The following is a 15858-nucleotide window of genomic DNA, read 5'->3' on the forward strand; positions in this document are numbered from 1 at the left end:
CGGGGGGCGTGGTGTACGATCCCCCGTCAATGCCGGGCGCTTCCCGCCGCCCGGTCCTGTCCCGCCATGGAAAGCATCCTCCGCAAACTCGACCTGACCTCGCTGCGCCTCTTCGTGGCGGTGTGCCAGGAAAACAGCATCGCGCGGGCCGCCGAGCGCGAGTTCATCGCGCCGTCCGCCGTCAGCCGGCGCATCGCCGACATGGAATCGCTGATCGGCCTGCCGCTGATCGCCCGGCACACCCGTGGCGTGACGGTGACGCCAGCCGGGCAGACCGTGCTGCGCCACGCGCGGCAGATCATCGGCGACGTCGAGGCCATGGGGGCGGAGCTGTCGCGGTTCTACGAAGGCGTGAAGGGACGCGTGCGCGTGGTGGCCAATCTGTCGGCCATCGTGCAGTTCCTGCCCGAGGACGTGGCCGCGTTCCAGCGCCTTTTTCCGGATGTGGACATCGACCTGGAAGAGCAGCACAGCCCCGACGTCCTGCGCCTGGTGCGCGAGCGCGCCGCGGATTTCGGCATCTGCAACCGGATCGCGGGCGCGGACGGGCTGACGCTGCTGCCGTACCGCCGCGACCGGCTTGCCGTGATGCTGCCGTCCGGCCATCCCAAGGCGGCCGCGCGCCAGCTCAGCCTGGCGGACATTGCCGAGGAAACCTTCGTGGGCCTGCGCGAGAACAGCGCGCTGACGCAGCTGCTGGCCGCACGGGCCGCGGCGCTGGGCAGGACGTTGTCGGTCAAGATCCGCGTGGCGAGCCTGGACGCGCTGTGCCGCATGGCGCACGCCGGCCTGGGCATCGCCGTCATGCCGCAGCAGGTGGCCGAACTGTACCTGCAGGCGCTGGATGTGGTGGTGCGGCCGTTGTCGGACGACTGGGCGCGGCGCGAGCTCTGCATCGTGTTTCCCGGCCAGGCGCAGCTGCCGGCCACCGCGGGCACCCTCGTCAAGTTCCTGGCGCAGCAGGGCTGACCCGCGCCGCCCCGCCGCCGTCGCCATTCGCGATGGCGGGACTGCCGAGATGACACTTCGGCATTGTCCGCGGTCTTCGTATAGTCAAGGCGCGTTCATCGCCGGTACGGGGCATCCAGACCCCGCTGCGTCCTATACGGAGACACCATGACCCCCACCAGAATCCTTGCGGGCTGTGCGCTCGCCCTTGGCGCCCTGTGCGCGGCGTCGACCGCCGCGGCGGCCGGCTATCCGGACCGTCCCATCCGGCTGATCGTGCCCACCTCGCCCGGCTCGACCGCCGACGTGGTGGCGCGCGTGGTGGCCGAGAACCTGGGCAAGGCGCTGGCCCAGCCCCTGATCGTCGAAAACCTCGCGGGCGCGGCCGGCATTCCCGGCACGCGCCAGCTCGTGTCGGCCAAGCCGGACGGCTACACGCTGGGCATCGTGTCGTCCAACCACGCCATCAATCCCAGCCTGTACAAGAGCCTGCCCTACGACACCGTCCGGGACATCACGCCCATCTCCGTCATCGGCACCACGCCGCTGGTGGTCGTGGTGGGGGAAAACTCGCCGTACAAGACGATGGGCGACCTGCTGAAGGCCGCCCGCGAGCAACCCGGCAAGATCAACTACGGCTCGTCGGGCACGGGCAGCGTCCTGCATCTGGCGGGCGAGCTGCTCAAGTCCAAGGCGGGCGTGGACATGATGCATATCCCGTACAAGGGCGGCAATGCCCTGATCACCGATGTGATGTCGGGACAGATCCAGGTCGCCTTCCTGGCGACCCCCTCGGTGCTGGCGCAGGTGCAGGCCGGCAAGCTGCGGGCGCTGGCCGTCAGCACGCCCGGGCGCCTGGCGGTCCTGCCGGACGTGCCGACGCTGGACGAGGCCGGCGTAAACGGCTATTCGTACGACGCCTGGATTGCGCTGATCGGGCCGGCCGGGCTGCCCGCCGACATCGTGCAAAAACTGCAGGCCGCGACCCGCCAGACCATGCAGTCGGCCCCGGTGCTCAAGGCGCTGTCGCCGCAGGGCTTCGTGGCGCAGGGCACCAGCGCCAGCGAGGCCGCCCAGACGCTCGCTGCGGAACTCACCAAGAGCCAGGCGCTGGTCAAGGCGGCTGGCGTCACCATCGAATGACCGTATCGCCATGACTGCCGCCACCATCCTCGACGCCCCGGCCCGCCTGCTCTTTCTGTCGCAAGATCCGGCGCGCGTGGCCGCGCAGCTCGACGGCGCGGCGCTGTCGCAGGAAGCGGCCGCGCCGCTGCGCGACGACATCTCCACCGACGAGATCACGCCGGTGCCGATCCTGACGCACTTCGACGAGAAGCTGGGCCGCTACCCGTACACCGGCTTTCGGGCGGACGGCGCGTTGCCCATCGGCATCGATGCGGTCCGGCAGGCGGGCATCAACGTGGTCGTCGCGGGCAAGCGCTACGGCAAAGGCTCCTCGCGCGAGCACAGCCCGATGGCCGAGAAGTCGGCCGGCGTGCGGCTGGTCATCGCGGAAAGCTTCGAGCGCATCTATCGCCAGAACGCCGACAACATCGGGCTCTACACCAGCACCGACATGGGCCTCGCGGCGCGCCTGCAACGGGGCGAGCGCATCACGGTCGACGAGATCGTCGCGGGCCGTGACGCGCTGGCCGCGGCCATCGTCAGGGCGGGCGGGCTGCTGGCCTTCGGACAGGCGCAGTTGCGCGACGTTGCGCCCGCGGCCGGCCGGGAAGGGCCGGCGCCGCGCACGCTGTTCGAAAAAATCGTGCTGCGCCATCTCTTGCAGACGCCTGCGACGGCGACCGACCCGGTGCAGGGCGCGGGCGTCTTCATCCGCGCGGACTGGCGCTTCATCCATGAGTACTACACCGGCATGGCCGCCCATATGCTGCATGCGCGGTTCGGCCGGCCCCTGCGGCTGGTGGACCCGGAACGGATCGTGGTGTTCGAGGACCACACCTCGTACGTCGAGGAAAGCCCGAACCACGTGCGCGCGGGCATCGTCCCCAACGTGCGCGCCATGTGCCAGGCGCAGCGCGACTTTGCCGACGCCTATGCGCTGCGCCAGCACCGCACGCTGACCGAGGCCGAGGCGGCGCGCGACGGTGGCGCCAACGTGGCCGGCATCTCGCACGCCATGATGGCCGAGCACTACGCGCTGCCGGGACAGGTCGTGGTGGGCACGGACTCGCACACGCCGCACAGCGGCGCGCTGGGCTGCGTGGCCTTCGGCGTGGGCACGACCGACATGGCCAATGCCTTCGTCACGGGCGCCGTCCGGCTGACGCTGCCGGCCAGCCTGCGCATCGAGCTGGACGGCGCGCCGCCGCCCGGCGTCACGGCCAAGGACATCGTGCTGCACCTGCTGGCCCTGCCGGAAATCCGCGCGGGCGCGGGCGTGGGCAAGGTGTTCGAGTTTGCGGGCGCGGCCATCGCCCGGCTGTCCATCGACGAGCGCGCCACGCTGACCAACATGACCGCCGAGCTGGGCGGGCTGACGGGCATCGTCGCGCCGGATGCCGAGACCGCGCGCTTCCTGCGCGAACGCCGCGGCGTGGACGCCGGCATCGAACCGTGGATGCGCAGCGATCCGGGCGCCGAATACGCGGCCATCCTGCGCGTGGACTGCGCGGCGCTGTCGCCGCTGGTGGCCGCGCCGGGCGATCCGGGCAACGGCGTGCCCCTGTCGACGTTGACGGCGCGGCCGCGCATCGACATCGCCTATGGCGGCTCCTGTACCGCCGGCAAGCGCGAGGACTTCGATCACTACCATCAGGTCCTGGCCTGGGCGGTGGCGCGCGGGCTGACGCTGCCCGAGGGCGTGACGCTGTTCCTGCAGTACGGCACGACCGCGGTGCGGGACTACTGCGTGGCACGGGGCTACGACAAGACCTTTGCCGCGGTGGGCGCGCGCATCCTGCAGCCGTCGTGCGGCGCCTGCGCCAACTGCGGACCCGGATCGTCCACCGACGCCTTCCAGGTGACGATCAGCGCCATCAACCGCAATTTCCCGGGCCGGTCGGGGCCAGGCAGCGTCTGGCTGGCCAGTCCGCCCACGGTCATGGCCAGCGCGCTGGCGGGGGAACTGGTGTCCTTCGCGGAATTGCAGGCGCGCCACGCGGCCGATTGAAATTCGACTCCTGGCCGCCCGCCTCGCACGGGCCCGCCGTCCGGCTACTAGGGTTCCCCCCACTTCGCCGGCGGCGAAGCCCTGCTTAATCAATCCTTAATTGGCAGCCCTTCGCGCCTGCGTCAGAGTGCGCAACAGAGAAAACGGCCGCCAGATGCCGTTTCCGGCCGAGCGCCCCGATCGCGCGCGCTGCGGCCTGCCGCAAGGCGCCCTTGCACGGGAAACACCCTGTCGACGATGTGAACCCGGGACACACCGGGAGCTTGCTGACTGGCCGCGCCGCCATGGCTGCGGCTTCCCCCTGTTGGTCCGAGGAGACAACAATGAGCAAGAGCTGGAAAGCAATGGTTGGGGCGGTGGCGGTGATGGCGGGCGGATGGGCGCAAGCCGCCGACGCGCCGCCCACCGACGTGAAGCTGATGCAGCTGTCGGTGGGCAAGATCGAGCTGGACAAGGGCTTCATGACCGCCATGGTCGACGTAGGCACCAAGATCAAGATTCCGGTGCCCGCCTACGTGATCCAGCACCCGCGCGGCCTGGTGCTGTTCGACACCGGCATGAACCAGGCCACGGCGGACGGCAATTGCGCCAACTACTGGGGACAGGGCCTGTGCGGCGCCTTTAATTCCATCCAGGGCCGCGACGAGGTCATCGACCGCCAGCTCAAGGCCGCGGGCTTTGACGTGAGCGACGTGAAGTACGTCGTCTACTCGCACTTCCACCTGGACCACGCCGGCAATATCAAGATGTTCCCCAAGGCCAAGCACGTGGTGCAGAAGGCCGAATTGCGCGCCGCCTGGTGGCCCGAGAAATTCCAGCGCGCCGCCTACGTGATGAAGGACTTCGACACCACGCGCGACTACGACTTCATCCAGGTGGAAGGGGACTTCGACCTGTTCGGCGACGGCACCATCGTGCTGCTGGACACCAAGGGCCACACGCAGGGCCACCAGTCCCTGCAGGTGAAGCTGCCCAAGACCGGCACCGTGCTGCTGGCGGCGGACGCCATCTACACCGGCGAGAACGAGGCGGGCGTGATCCCCGGCATCACCTGGAACACGGCGGCGTCCATGCAGGCCATCGACCGCCTCAAGCAGATCCGCGACGCGCGCCAGGGCCAGCTCTGGTACAGCCACGACGCGGAGCAGCACGCGCAGAACGCCAAGACCAAAGTCTTCGACTGAGCGCGCGCCATGGAGCCCGCCGTCGCCTTGCACCAGGTCTGCAAGTCGTTCGGGCCGCGCCAGGTCCTGGATTCCCTCAGCCTGTCCGTCAGGCCGGGGGAGATCCTGGGCCTGCTGGGACCGAACGGCAGCGGCAAGACCACCACGCTGCGCCTGATGGCGGGCTTTTACACGCCCGACAGCGGGCGCATCACCATCCGCGGCCGCGCGCCCGCGCCGGGCCGGGGCAATGCCGATATCGGCTATCTGCCCGAGCGCGCGCCGCTGTATGACGCCCTGACGGTGACGCAATACCTGGAGTTCGGCGCCGGGGTCAAGGTGCAGGGCGGCGCCCGCGCGCGCCGCCTGGCCATCGAGCGCGCCATCGACGGCTTCGATCTGCAGGGCGTGGCGCGCTCGGTGATCGGGCGGTTGTCCAAGGGGCAGCGCCAGCGCGTGGGACTGGCGCAGGCCGTGCTGAACGACCCGCCGGTGCTGCTGCTGGACGAGGCCACCAACGGCCTGGATCCGGTGCAGATCGTCGAGGCGCGCGCGATGATCCGGCGCTGCGCCGAAGGCCGGGCGGTGGTGTTCAGCAGCCACCTGATGCAGGAAGTGGAGGCGCTGTGTTCGCGCATCGCCATCCTGCGCGAGGGCCGGCTGGTGCAGGACCAGGCGCTGGGCGAATCGCGCACGGCGCTGCACCTGCAGCTTGCCCTGCCCACGGCCCGGCACGGCGCGTTGCACGCGGCCCTGTCCGCCTGCCCGGGCGTCAAGACCGTGGACATTTCCCTGCTGGATGGCGGCCACAGCAAGTGGCGCATCGCCTGGGACTCCCCGGCCGCCGGCGCGGCCGCGTGCGACGCGGCGATGCGCGTGGCGCTGGCCCACGCCGAGCTGCGCGCCGTGCTGCCGGCGCAGGAAGCCGTCGAGGCCCGCCTGCTGGCGGCGCTGGCGCCCAACGATCCCCCGCTACGGAGACGCGCATGAAGGGTTTCGCGGCCTTGTACCGCAAGGAATTGCGCACCGACTTCGGCTCGCCCGTCGCGCTGGCCGTCGTCGCGGTGTTCTGGGCCCTGTCGGGCTACCTGTTCAGCTTCAACCTGTTCTTCGTCAGCACCGGCCAGATGGTGACGGCGTTCCACAACATGACCATCCTGCTGATCCTGGTGATGCCGCTGGTCAGCATGCGGGCGTTTGCCGAAGAGGCGCGGCAGGGCACGCTGGAACTGTTGCTGACCCTGCCGTTGTCGGACTTCACGCTGGTCGCGGCCAAGTACGCGGCCGGGCTGACCATGCTGGCGCTGATGCTGGCGGGCACCATGTCGGCGGTGCTGCCGCTGGCCTGGTACGGCGAGCCGGACTACGGCCCCATCGTGGGCGGCTACATCGGGGTCTTCCTGTACGGCGCGCTGTTCCTGGCGATCGGCATCGCCGTGTCCAGCGCCTGCGCGAACCAGATCGTGGCCGCCAGCGCCACCTGGGGCATTCTGGTGCTGCTGTGGTTCATCGACTACCCGGCCGCGCTGGACGCGTTTCCGGCGCTGTCGCCGTTCTTCCAGGCCTTGTCGCTGTCGGCCCAGCACGTGGACTTCATCCGGGGCGTGCTGCCCGGGCCCGCGACCGTCACGCTGGCCAGCGTGGCCGTGCTGGCCCTGATGGTGGCATCGGTCAACCTGAAGCGCTGGAGGCTGCGATGAGCCCCGCCTTGCGCCGCGCCGGGCGGCGGCTGTCGCTGTGGCTGCCCGTGCTGGCCGTCGCCGCGCTGTTGCTGGCGCTGAATCTGTGGGCGTCGCGCCATCTGGGCCGCATCGACCTGACCGCGCAGCGGGTGTACAGCCTGGCGCCGGAAAGCCTGGAGGTTGCGCGCCAGGTGCGCCAGCCCGTCGAGGTGACCTGGTTCTACGACCTGCGCAACAAAAGCATGGTCGACGCGCTGGAACTGCTGCGCCAGTACGAGCGCGAGAACCCGCTGATCCGCGTGCGCGGCGTGGACCCCGCCCTGCGTCCGGCCGAGGCGCGCGCCGCCGGCATCCAGTTCGCGGGCAGCGCCGTGCTGGCCTCGGGCGAGCGGCGCACCACGATCAACGGCGGCACCGAGACCGACTTCACCAATGCGCTCATCCGCATCAGCCAGAATGGGGCGCAGACGGTCTGCTTCACGCAGGGCCACCGCGAGGCCATGCTGGACAGCCTGACTTCGCTGGACGACCTGGAGGAACACGACCACGACGAGAACCTGGTGGCCCGCGTCGAGGTGCACGAGCAGCACGGCATGGCGATGGCGCGCAACGCCTTGCAGACGCTGGGGTTTTCCACGCGCGCCGTCGGCGCGGGCAGCCTGGCGCAGGCCTTGCCGCGCTGCGCCGTGGTGGTGGCGGCCGGGCCGCGCACGGCGTTCGGCGAGGACGACGCGCAGGCGCTGCGCCGCTGGACCGCCGCGGGCGGCAAGACGCTCCTGCTGCTGGAGCCCGACACGCGGCACGGCCTGGATGATCTGCTGGCCGATTTCGGGATTGCGCTGGCGCCGGGGGCGCTGAGCGACCCCGGCAGCCATTACCGCAACGATCCCGGCAGCCCGGCCGTCAGCGACTACACGCGCCACAAGATGACGCGCGGCCTGCCGCTGAGCTTCTTTCCGGGGGCCGCGGGGCTGGAACCGGCGGGCGACGGCCTGCCGCCCGGCGTGGTGGTGACGCCGCTGGCGCAGACCTCCGCCCAGGCCCATCCGCCCGGCCAGCCGCCGTCGCGCTACACGCTGATGGCGCTGGCCACGCGTAGTGCGCAGGCCGCCCGCGAAGACGGCGCCGCACGGCCGACGCTGCTGGTGGCGGGCGACAGCGACTTCGCGATCAACCGCCATTTCGCCACGCTGGGCAATGGCGCGCTGTTCACCAACGCCGTCACGCTGCTGGCGGGCGAGGACGCGCTCCTGTCGATCCGCCCGCGCCACTACGAAAACCGCCGCGTCGAGCTGACCAACCGGCAGATGCGCGCGGTGTTCTGGACCAGCACGGTGGCCTTGCCCCTGCTGGCGCTTTTGACCGGGCTGCTGCTGTGGTGGAGGCGCCGGTGAGCGCCGCGCGCGCCGTCTGGCCCGCGCTGCTCGCGGCCGGCATCGCGCTGTCGGCGTGGCAATGGCACGAGGCCGCGGAATCGCCGGCGCAGCACCACGGCCACACCCATCTGCATGACGACAGCGGCAAACCCGCGCGGCTCTATGCCTGGGACGCCGGCCGCGCGGCGCAGGTGACGCTGGCCTCGGCCGCCGGCTCAGTCCAATTGATACGCGGTCCGCAGGGATGGGCCGCCACGCCGCCCGGGCAGGCGGCGGAATTTGACGCGGCCGGCTTCGTCGCGCTGTTTTCCCAGGCCCGCAGCGACCGCACGCTGACGCCGCAGGAAGGCGAGAACTATGGCCTCGCGCCGCCGCAACTGCGCATCGACGTGCGCGACGCCGCGGGCGAACGCCTGGCCCTGCTGGACGTGGGGGCGCTTGCGCCCGATGGACTAGGCCGTTATGTACGCCTGCCGGACGAGGCGCAGATCCGGATTATCCCGGACTATCAGACGCGGGCGCCCCTGGCCGCATTGGGGGCGGCCGGGCCGCAGCCGGCGGCCACTCCACCGCTTGTTAAACCCGCCTTGCACAAAGATAAATAGCTGGCCGATAAACCCCTACCTATACTTCGCACACATACCCAGGCGGGTTTGCCCGGCGACTTGGCGGGGCGAACCGACAGCCTGAATAAAGCGCCTTCCGGCCCTTTGCGCACGCAGCACGAAGTACGCAGCACGCAGCAAATACACGCACCGCGCAGCGGGCACGGCAAGGTTGACAACGAGACAAGGACGCGCCGGGCGCGTCCAGGGCGCAAGCCCGCACGCCGCGCGGCGCATTCGATCATCGCCGCGCCCGTGCTCAGCGTATTGGGAGAAGACGCTTGACCTTGGATCTACTGCCTCTCGCCCTGGTGGACGGCGTGGCCTACGCCAGTCTGCTGTTCCTGGTATCAATGGGCTTAACCCTGGTGTTCGGCGTGATGGGCATACTGAACGTCGCCCACGGCGCGTTCTACGCCTTCGGCGGCTATGCCGCGGCCAGCCTCGTCATGTTCCTGGCGCCCAAGACCGACTCTCCCTTCCTGCTGTTCGCGGCCCTGTTCCTGGCCGCCATCGCGGTGGGCCTGGCGCTGGGCAGCATCATGGAGTTCGTCCTGATCCGCCGCGCCCAGAACTACGACCCAATCCTCAAGCTCCTGCTCACCTTCGGCGCATTCCTGATGCTGGAAGACATCCAGCGCCTGCTGTGGGGCGCGCAGCCCTACAGCGCGAGCGAAGTCGTGAACCGCCTGGGCAACATCGAAATCGGCGACATCACCTACACCACCTACCAGCTCGTGGTGGTGCCGGTCACCGCGCTGCTGGCCTACGTGTGCCTGGAATACTTCCTGCGCCACACCAAGCTGGGCAAGCAGACGGTGGCCACGACCCACAACCGCGAGGTCGCGACCTCGCTCGGCATCAATGCCAAGAAGATCGGCTACGTCACCTTCGTGATCGCGACCATCCTGGGGGCGCTGGGCGGCGCGCTGGCTGCGCCCACCACCTCGCTGGTCCCGGGCGCGGGCACGGACATGACGGTGCTGTCGTTCGCCGTGGTCGCCACCGCCGGGCTGGGCCAGATCACCGGCGCGCTGATCGCGGCGCTTCTCATCGGCATCATCCGCGCCATCGCCGTGTACACCGCGCCCGAACTGGAAGTGGCGATTCCCTACATCATCATGGTGCTGGTGCTGATCATCCGTCCGCACGGCCTGTTCACCGTTGCCCAAGCGAGGACGATCTGATGAAAGTCCCCGTCCTCAGCCTCCTGGCCGCGCTGTTCACGCTGTTCCTCGGCTACACCTATTCCTGGACCATCACGCCCATCGTCATTGGGCTGACCTATGCCATCGCCGCGCTGGGCGTGTCGGTCATGGCGCGCGCCGGGCAGATTTCCTTCGGCCACGCCATGTTCGCCTGCATCTCGGCCTATACCGTGGCCTTCCTGGCCAAGGCCATGCCCGGCCTGGACGCGCTGGTTCTGATCCTGGCCGGCGTGGCCGCCAGCTTCGCCGCCGCTGTCGTCATCGGCCTGTTCGTGGTGCGCTACCGCGGCATCTTCTTCGGCATGCTGAATTTGGCGCTCAGCATGGTGCTGTTTGCGCTGCTGGGCAAGCTCTACACGCTGACGGGCGGCTCGGACGGCATGCGCATCGTGCGTCCGACCCTGGCCGGCATCGCCATGGAGCGCGAATCCTTCGAACGCGCGCTGCTGGTATTGACGCTCGTCCTGTCGCTGGCGCTGGGCTGGTGGGTGCAGCGTTACTTCCGCTCAGGCAGCGGCCAGGCGCTGTCGGCCATCAAGACCAACGAAACGCGCATCGAATACCTGGGGTTCTCCGCCTACTTCATCATGTGGAAGGGCTACCTGCTGTCGGCCGTGGTCGTGGGCTTCTCGGGCGCCATCCTGGCCCTGATGCAGGGGCTGGTCACGCCGGAAATCGGTTCGTGGCTGCGCTCCGGCGAGTTCGTCTTCATCACCATCCTGGGCGGCGCGGGCCATGCCGCCGGCGCATTCCTGGGCGCGGTGGGCTTTGAATCCGTCAAGCTGATCTCCGCCGCGTATTTCCCGGGACTGTGGCAGTTCCTGCTGGGCCTCACGCTCATCCTGGTGATTTTCATGTTCCCCACGGGCTTTGTCGGCCAGATCACCAAGCGCATCAAGTCGCGCGAGCGCGCGCAGCGCCGCGCCCAGGCTCCCGTGCAGGTCGCGGCAAGGAACTGACGATGAAACCCCTCATTCAAACCACCGACCTGTACCTGGCCTTCGGCGGCGTGGTGGCCGCCGACAACATCAACTTCGAACTGCACGAAGGCGAACGCCTGGCCGTGATCGGGCAGAACGGCGCGGGCAAGACCACCTTCATCAACATCTGCACGGGCTACCTCACGCCCTCCAAGGGCAAGGTGTACTTCGACGGCAAGGACGTCACCGCCATGGCGCCGCGCAAGATCGTGCGGCTGGGCATGGGGCGTTCGTTCCAGCTTCCGCAGCTCTTTACCGAGCACACCGTGCGCCAGTGCGTGCAGATCGCCGCCGCGCGCCGCAACAAGGAACTGAGCTGGTTCCGCTCGCTGGAAAGCACCATCGACGGGCGCGAGGTGGACGCCACCCTGGACCTGGTGGGCCTGTTGCCCGACGCCGACGAGGCCTGCATCGAGCTGCCCGAGGGCAAGCGCAAGCTGCTGGACGTGGCCATGGCGCTGGCGCTGCAGCCCAAGCTGCTGATCATGGACGAGCCCACCAGCGGCGTGGCGTCCGAAGACAAGTTCGGGCTGATGGAAACCGTGATGCATGCGCTGGACGAACGCCGCGTGACGAGCTGGTTCGTCGAACACGACGTGGACATCGTGTCGCGCTACGCCACGCGCGTGGCGGCCTGGATCGCGGGCAAGGTGGCCGCGGACGGATCGCCCGACGAGGTCTTGAACAATCCGCAGATCAGAAGCGAAGTGCTGGGGGCCTGAACCATGTTGAATCTATCGGCCATCAATGTCGACCTGGCGGGCAATCGCATCCTGCGCGACGTCAGCGCCAACTTCGAATCCTCGCGCACCATCGGCATCGTCGGGCGCAACGGCGCGGGCAAGACCACGCTGCTGCGCACCATCATGGGCCTGACGCGCATCCGCTCCGGCACGATCGCCTTCGACGGCGCCGACCTCACTGCCTTGCCCGGCCACAGGCGGGCTGCCATGAAAGTGGGCTACGCACCCGAAGACCGCGTCATCTTCCCGACCATGACGGTCGAGGAAAACCTGCATCTGCCCTGCGAGGTGCAGGGCCAGTCCAAGGCCGAGATCCAGGCGCGCATGGACACGGTGCTGAAAGTGGTGCCGCAGATCGAGCCCATGCTCAAGCGCTCGGGCTCCGCGCTGTCGGGCGGGCAGGGCAAGATGGTGGCGCTGGCGCGCGCGGTCATGGTCGGCACCCGGCTCCTGATGCTGGACGAGCCCTTCCAGGGCCTCGCGCCCAAGCTGGCGCGCGACTACACCGAGGCGCTGGGACGGCTGAAGGAGATGCAGCCCGACCTGTGCGTGGTGATCACCGAATCCAACGTCAAGTTGCTGGGCGACATTCCCGACCAGATATGGACGATCGAGCGCGGCTCGATCACGCTGAACTGAACTCCACGGAGACATTCCATGACGCAGATGATTATCGGCGGCCGCCAGGTCGACGCCCAGGACGGGCGCACGATCGAGGTCGTTTCCCCCGTAGACGGTGACGTGTTCACCACCATTCCGCGCGGCCAGCAGGCCGACGTTAATGCCGCGGTGCAGGCGGCGCGCGACGCGCTGGAGGGCGCCTGGGGCGACATGACGGCGCTGGAGCGCGGCCGGCTGCTGATGCGCCTGGGCGAAAGCGTGCTGGCGCATCACGAGGAACTGGCGCAGCTCGAATCGCGCGACACCGGCAAGCCCATGTCCACCGCACGCGGCGACATCACCGTGCTGGCGCGCTACTTCGAGTTCTACGGCGGCGCGGCGGACAAGGTGCACGGCCAGACCATTCCGTTCCAGAAAGACTATTCGGTGCAGTTGATCCGCGAGCCGCTGGGCGTCACCGCCCACATCATCCCGTGGAACTATCCCGCGCAGATGTTCGGCCGCAGCGTGGCGCCGGCGCTCGCCATGGGCAACGCCGCCGTCGTCAAGCCGGCCGAGGACGCCTGCCTGTCCATCATCCGCGTGGCGGAACTGGCGCTGGAAGTGGGCTTTCCGCCGGGCGCGCTGAACATCGTGACGGGTCTGGGCGAAGAGGCCGGCGCGGCGCTGTCGCGGCATCCGGGCATCAATTTCATCACCTTCACCGGTTCCAACGAGGTCGGCGTGCTGGTCCAGCAGGCCGCCGCGCTCAACGCGGTCAAGTGCGTGCTGGAACTGGGCGGAAAGTCGGCGCACATCGTCTTTGACGACGCCAACTACAAGCTGGCCATTCCCGCCATCGTCAAGGGGATCGTCCACAACACCGGGCAGACCTGCACGGCGGGCAGCCGCCTGCTGGTGCAGAAGGGCATCTACGCGGACTTCATGAAGGCGCTGGGTGAGGAGTTCTCCAAGGTGCGCGCCGGCACGCCGGACATGGACCTGACCTGCGGGCCCGTCGTCAACAAGGCGCAGTACGACCGCGTCAACGGCTACATCGCCAAGGGGCTGTCCGAGGGCCTGACGGTGGCGGCCGAGGGCGGCATCGCCGACGGCGTGCCCAAGGGCGGCTTCTTCGTCAAACCCACGCTCTTTGCCGCCACCAGCCACGACAGCGACCTACTGACGCAGGAGATCTTCGGGCCGGTGCTGGTCGCGCTGCCGTTCGCGGACGAGGCCGAGGCCATCCGCCTGGCCAACGCCACCGATTACGGCCTGCTGGGCGCGGTCTGGACCGAGAACGGCGGACGCCAGCAGCGCGTGGCGCGCGGCATCAAGTGCGGCCAGGTCTACATCAACGGCTTTGGCGCGGGCGGCGGCGTGGAACTGCCCTTCGGCGGCGTGAAGAAGAGCGGCCATGGCCGCGAGAAGGGCTTCATCGCGCTGGAAGAAATGAGCACGACCAAGACCCTGATTCAGTTCTATGGCGAGTGATCGCCGCGCATCATACGGAGACAGAAAATGAGCCAGTTGCAAGGCAAGGTTGCGATCGTCACGGGCGGGGGCAATGGTTTTGGCGAGGGCATCGTCAAGCTGTACGCCAAGGAAGGCGCCAAGGTGGTCATCGCCGACATCAATAAAGAAGCCGCCGACCGCGTGGCCGCGGACATCGGCGACGCCGCGCTGGCCGTGAAGGCCGACGTGTCCAGCCGCGCCGACATCGACAATGTCGTGCGCGCCGCGCTGGACAAGTTCGGGGCCGTCGACATCGTGGTCAACAACGCCGCCATCACCCATAAGAACCAGCCGATGCTGGACGTGGACGAGGCCACCTTCGACCGCATGTTCGACATCAACGTCAAGTCCATCTATCACATGGCGCAGGCCGTCGTGCCCGTCATGCGCAAGCAGAAGCGCGGCGTGATCCTGAACATCGGCTCCACTGCCGGCATCCGTCCGCGTCCGGGCCTCAGCTGGTACAACGCGTCCAAGGGCGCGGTCAACGTGCTGTCCAAGTCCATGGCCGTCGAACTGGGCGGCGAAGGCATCCGCGTCAACGCCATCTGCCCGGTCATGGGCGTCACCGGCATGTTCGAGCTCTTCATGGGCCTGCCGGACACCCCCGAGAACCGCGCGAAGTTCGTGTCGACGATTCCGCTGGGCCGCTTCTGCCAGCCGTCCGACGTGGCCGCGGCGGCGCTGTTCCTGGCGAGCGATGCGGCCGAGTTCATCACCGGCGTGGAATTCCCGGTCGATGGCGGCCGCACCGTCTAGGCAAGGGGCTGCGCATGAAAATCAAAGCGGCGCTATTGCGGAACGTGGGGGTCGAAGGCCCCTACGCGCAGACCCGGCCCCTGACCATCGCGGACATCGAACTGGACCCGCCCGGGTTCGGCGAAGTGCTCGTCAGGATCAAGGCGGCGGGGCTCTGCCACTCCGACCTGTCGGTCATCAACGGCGATCGGCCGCGCGGCGTGCCCATCGTGCTGGGCCATGAATCGTCGGGCGAAGTCGTCGAGACCGGTCCCGGCGTCACCGACCTGAAAGCCGGCGACCACGTCGCCATGGTCTTCGTGCCAAGCTGCGGCTGCTGCAACCCCTGCATGGAAGGCCGTCCCGCCCTGTGCGAGCCCGGCGCGGCCGCCAACACCCAGGGCACCTTGCTGGGCGGCGAACGGCGCCTGCACATCGGCGACGAATACATCAACCACCACACCGGCGTGTCGTGCTTTGCCGAGTACGCCGTGGTGTCTCGGCGCTCCTGCGTCAAGGTCAACGTCGAACTCAGCCACCGCGAGGCGGCGCTTTTCGGCTGCGCGGTGCTGACTGGCGCGGGCGCGGTCATCAACCGCGCGCGGATCAAGATGGGCGACACCGCCGCCATCGTCGGCCTGGGCGGCGTGGGCCTGAGCGCGCTGCTGGCCGCCGTGGCGGCGGGCGCGCGCCGCGTCGTCGCCATCGACCTCAGCGACGACAAGCTGGCGCTGGCCAGGGAACTGGGCGCCACCCACATCGTCAACCCGAAACAGGTCAAGACCGACGACGACCTCATGGACCTGGCGGGCGGGCGCGTGGACTTCGGCTTCGACATGGCCGGCGCGGTGCCTGCCTTTGAAACCGCCTACAAGCTGACGCGCCGCGGCGGCGCAACCGTCACCTCCGGCCTGCCCAATCCCAAGTTCAGCTTCCCGCTGTCGCTGTCGCAGATGGTGGGCGAAGAGCGCGAGATTCGGGGCAGCTACCTGGGGTCGGGCGTGCCGGCCATCGACATCAGCCGCTACATCGACCTGTACAAGGCCGGACGGCTGCCGGTGGACCGGATGATGGGCCGATCCTTTTCGCTGGACCAGATCAACGAGGGGTTCGATCACCTCGCCACCGGCGGCAGCCTGCGCGACGCCATCGTTTTCTAAGGGCACA

15 protein-coding genes are annotated in these 15858 nt (G+C 68.9%); all 15 read left to right on the forward strand.

Annotated elements, in window-relative coordinates; translation table 11 throughout:
• Positions 1–66: 66 nt before the first annotated feature.
• Positions 67–969 (forward strand): LysR substrate-binding domain-containing protein, encoded by a 903-nt coding sequence (locus BMW75_RS16460; protein ID WP_092580889.1) that lies wholly within the window; start codon positions 67–69, stop codon positions 967–969.
• A gap of 147 nt (positions 970–1116) precedes the next feature.
• Positions 1117–2091, forward strand: a complete 975-nt coding sequence (locus tag BMW75_RS16465; protein WP_175493196.1) for a tripartite tricarboxylate transporter substrate binding protein — start codon at positions 1117–1119, stop codon at positions 2089–2091.
• Between the two features lie 10 nt (positions 2092–2101).
• A complete protein-coding gene (locus BMW75_RS16470; protein ID WP_092580891.1) occupies positions 2102–4081 on the forward strand; it encodes an aconitase family protein in 1980 nt (659 codons plus the stop codon).
• A gap of 323 nt (positions 4082–4404) precedes the next feature.
• On the forward strand, positions 4405–5265 hold the full coding sequence (locus BMW75_RS16475) for an N-acyl homoserine lactonase family protein (RefSeq protein ID WP_076516983.1): 861 nt from the start codon (positions 4405–4407) through the stop codon (positions 5263–5265).
• A gap of 9 nt (positions 5266–5274) precedes the next feature.
• A complete protein-coding gene (locus BMW75_RS16480) occupies positions 5275–6234 on the forward strand; it encodes an ABC transporter ATP-binding protein (RefSeq protein WP_092580893.1) in 960 nt (319 codons plus the stop codon).
• Complete coding sequence (locus tag BMW75_RS16485) at positions 6231–6944, forward strand: ABC transporter permease (protein WP_076516979.1); 714 nt, start codon at positions 6231–6233, stop codon at positions 6942–6944. The genes BMW75_RS16480 and BMW75_RS16485 overlap by 4 nt, the downstream gene beginning before the upstream one ends.
• Positions 6941–8320 (forward strand): GldG family protein, encoded by a 1380-nt coding sequence (locus BMW75_RS16490; protein ID WP_092580895.1) that lies wholly within the window; start codon positions 6941–6943, stop codon positions 8318–8320. Before BMW75_RS16485 ends, BMW75_RS16490 begins: the two co-directional genes overlap by 4 nt.
• Positions 8317–8907, forward strand: a complete 591-nt coding sequence (locus BMW75_RS16495; RefSeq protein WP_254792044.1) for a DUF4340 domain-containing protein — start codon at positions 8317–8319, stop codon at positions 8905–8907. Before BMW75_RS16490 ends, BMW75_RS16495 begins: the two co-directional genes overlap by 4 nt.
• 281 nt (positions 8908–9188) lie before the next feature.
• Complete coding sequence (locus BMW75_RS16500) at positions 9189–10094, forward strand: branched-chain amino acid ABC transporter permease (RefSeq protein ID WP_076516974.1); 906 nt, start codon at positions 9189–9191, stop codon at positions 10092–10094.
• On the forward strand, positions 10094–11074 hold the full coding sequence (locus BMW75_RS16505; RefSeq protein WP_092580899.1) for a branched-chain amino acid ABC transporter permease: 981 nt from the start codon (positions 10094–10096) through the stop codon (positions 11072–11074). The genes BMW75_RS16500 and BMW75_RS16505 overlap by 1 nt, the downstream gene beginning before the upstream one ends.
• A 2-nt stretch (positions 11075–11076) precedes the next feature.
• Positions 11077–11817, forward strand: a complete 741-nt coding sequence (locus tag BMW75_RS16510; protein WP_076516970.1) for an ABC transporter ATP-binding protein — start codon at positions 11077–11079, stop codon at positions 11815–11817.
• Positions 11818–11820: 3 nt separating this feature from the next.
• Positions 11821–12477 (forward strand): ABC transporter ATP-binding protein, encoded by a 657-nt coding sequence (locus tag BMW75_RS16515; RefSeq protein ID WP_092580901.1) that lies wholly within the window; start codon positions 11821–11823, stop codon positions 12475–12477.
• A gap of 18 nt (positions 12478–12495) precedes the next feature.
• On the forward strand, positions 12496–13932 hold the full coding sequence (locus BMW75_RS16520) for an aldehyde dehydrogenase family protein (protein ID WP_092580903.1): 1437 nt from the start codon (positions 12496–12498) through the stop codon (positions 13930–13932).
• A 27-nt stretch (positions 13933–13959) separates the two neighbouring features.
• On the forward strand, positions 13960–14712 hold the full coding sequence (locus BMW75_RS16525; protein WP_076516964.1) for a glucose 1-dehydrogenase: 753 nt from the start codon (positions 13960–13962) through the stop codon (positions 14710–14712).
• A 14-nt stretch (positions 14713–14726) separates the two neighbouring features.
• Complete coding sequence (locus BMW75_RS16530) at positions 14727–15851, forward strand: zinc-dependent alcohol dehydrogenase family protein (RefSeq protein WP_092580905.1); 1125 nt, start codon at positions 14727–14729, stop codon at positions 15849–15851.
• The last annotated feature ends 7 nt before the right edge of the window (positions 15852–15858 follow it).

It is taken from the genome of Achromobacter sp. NFACC18-2 (genome assembly GCF_900108985.1).
Taxonomy (GTDB): domain Bacteria; phylum Pseudomonadota; class Gammaproteobacteria; order Burkholderiales; family Burkholderiaceae_B; genus Achromobacter.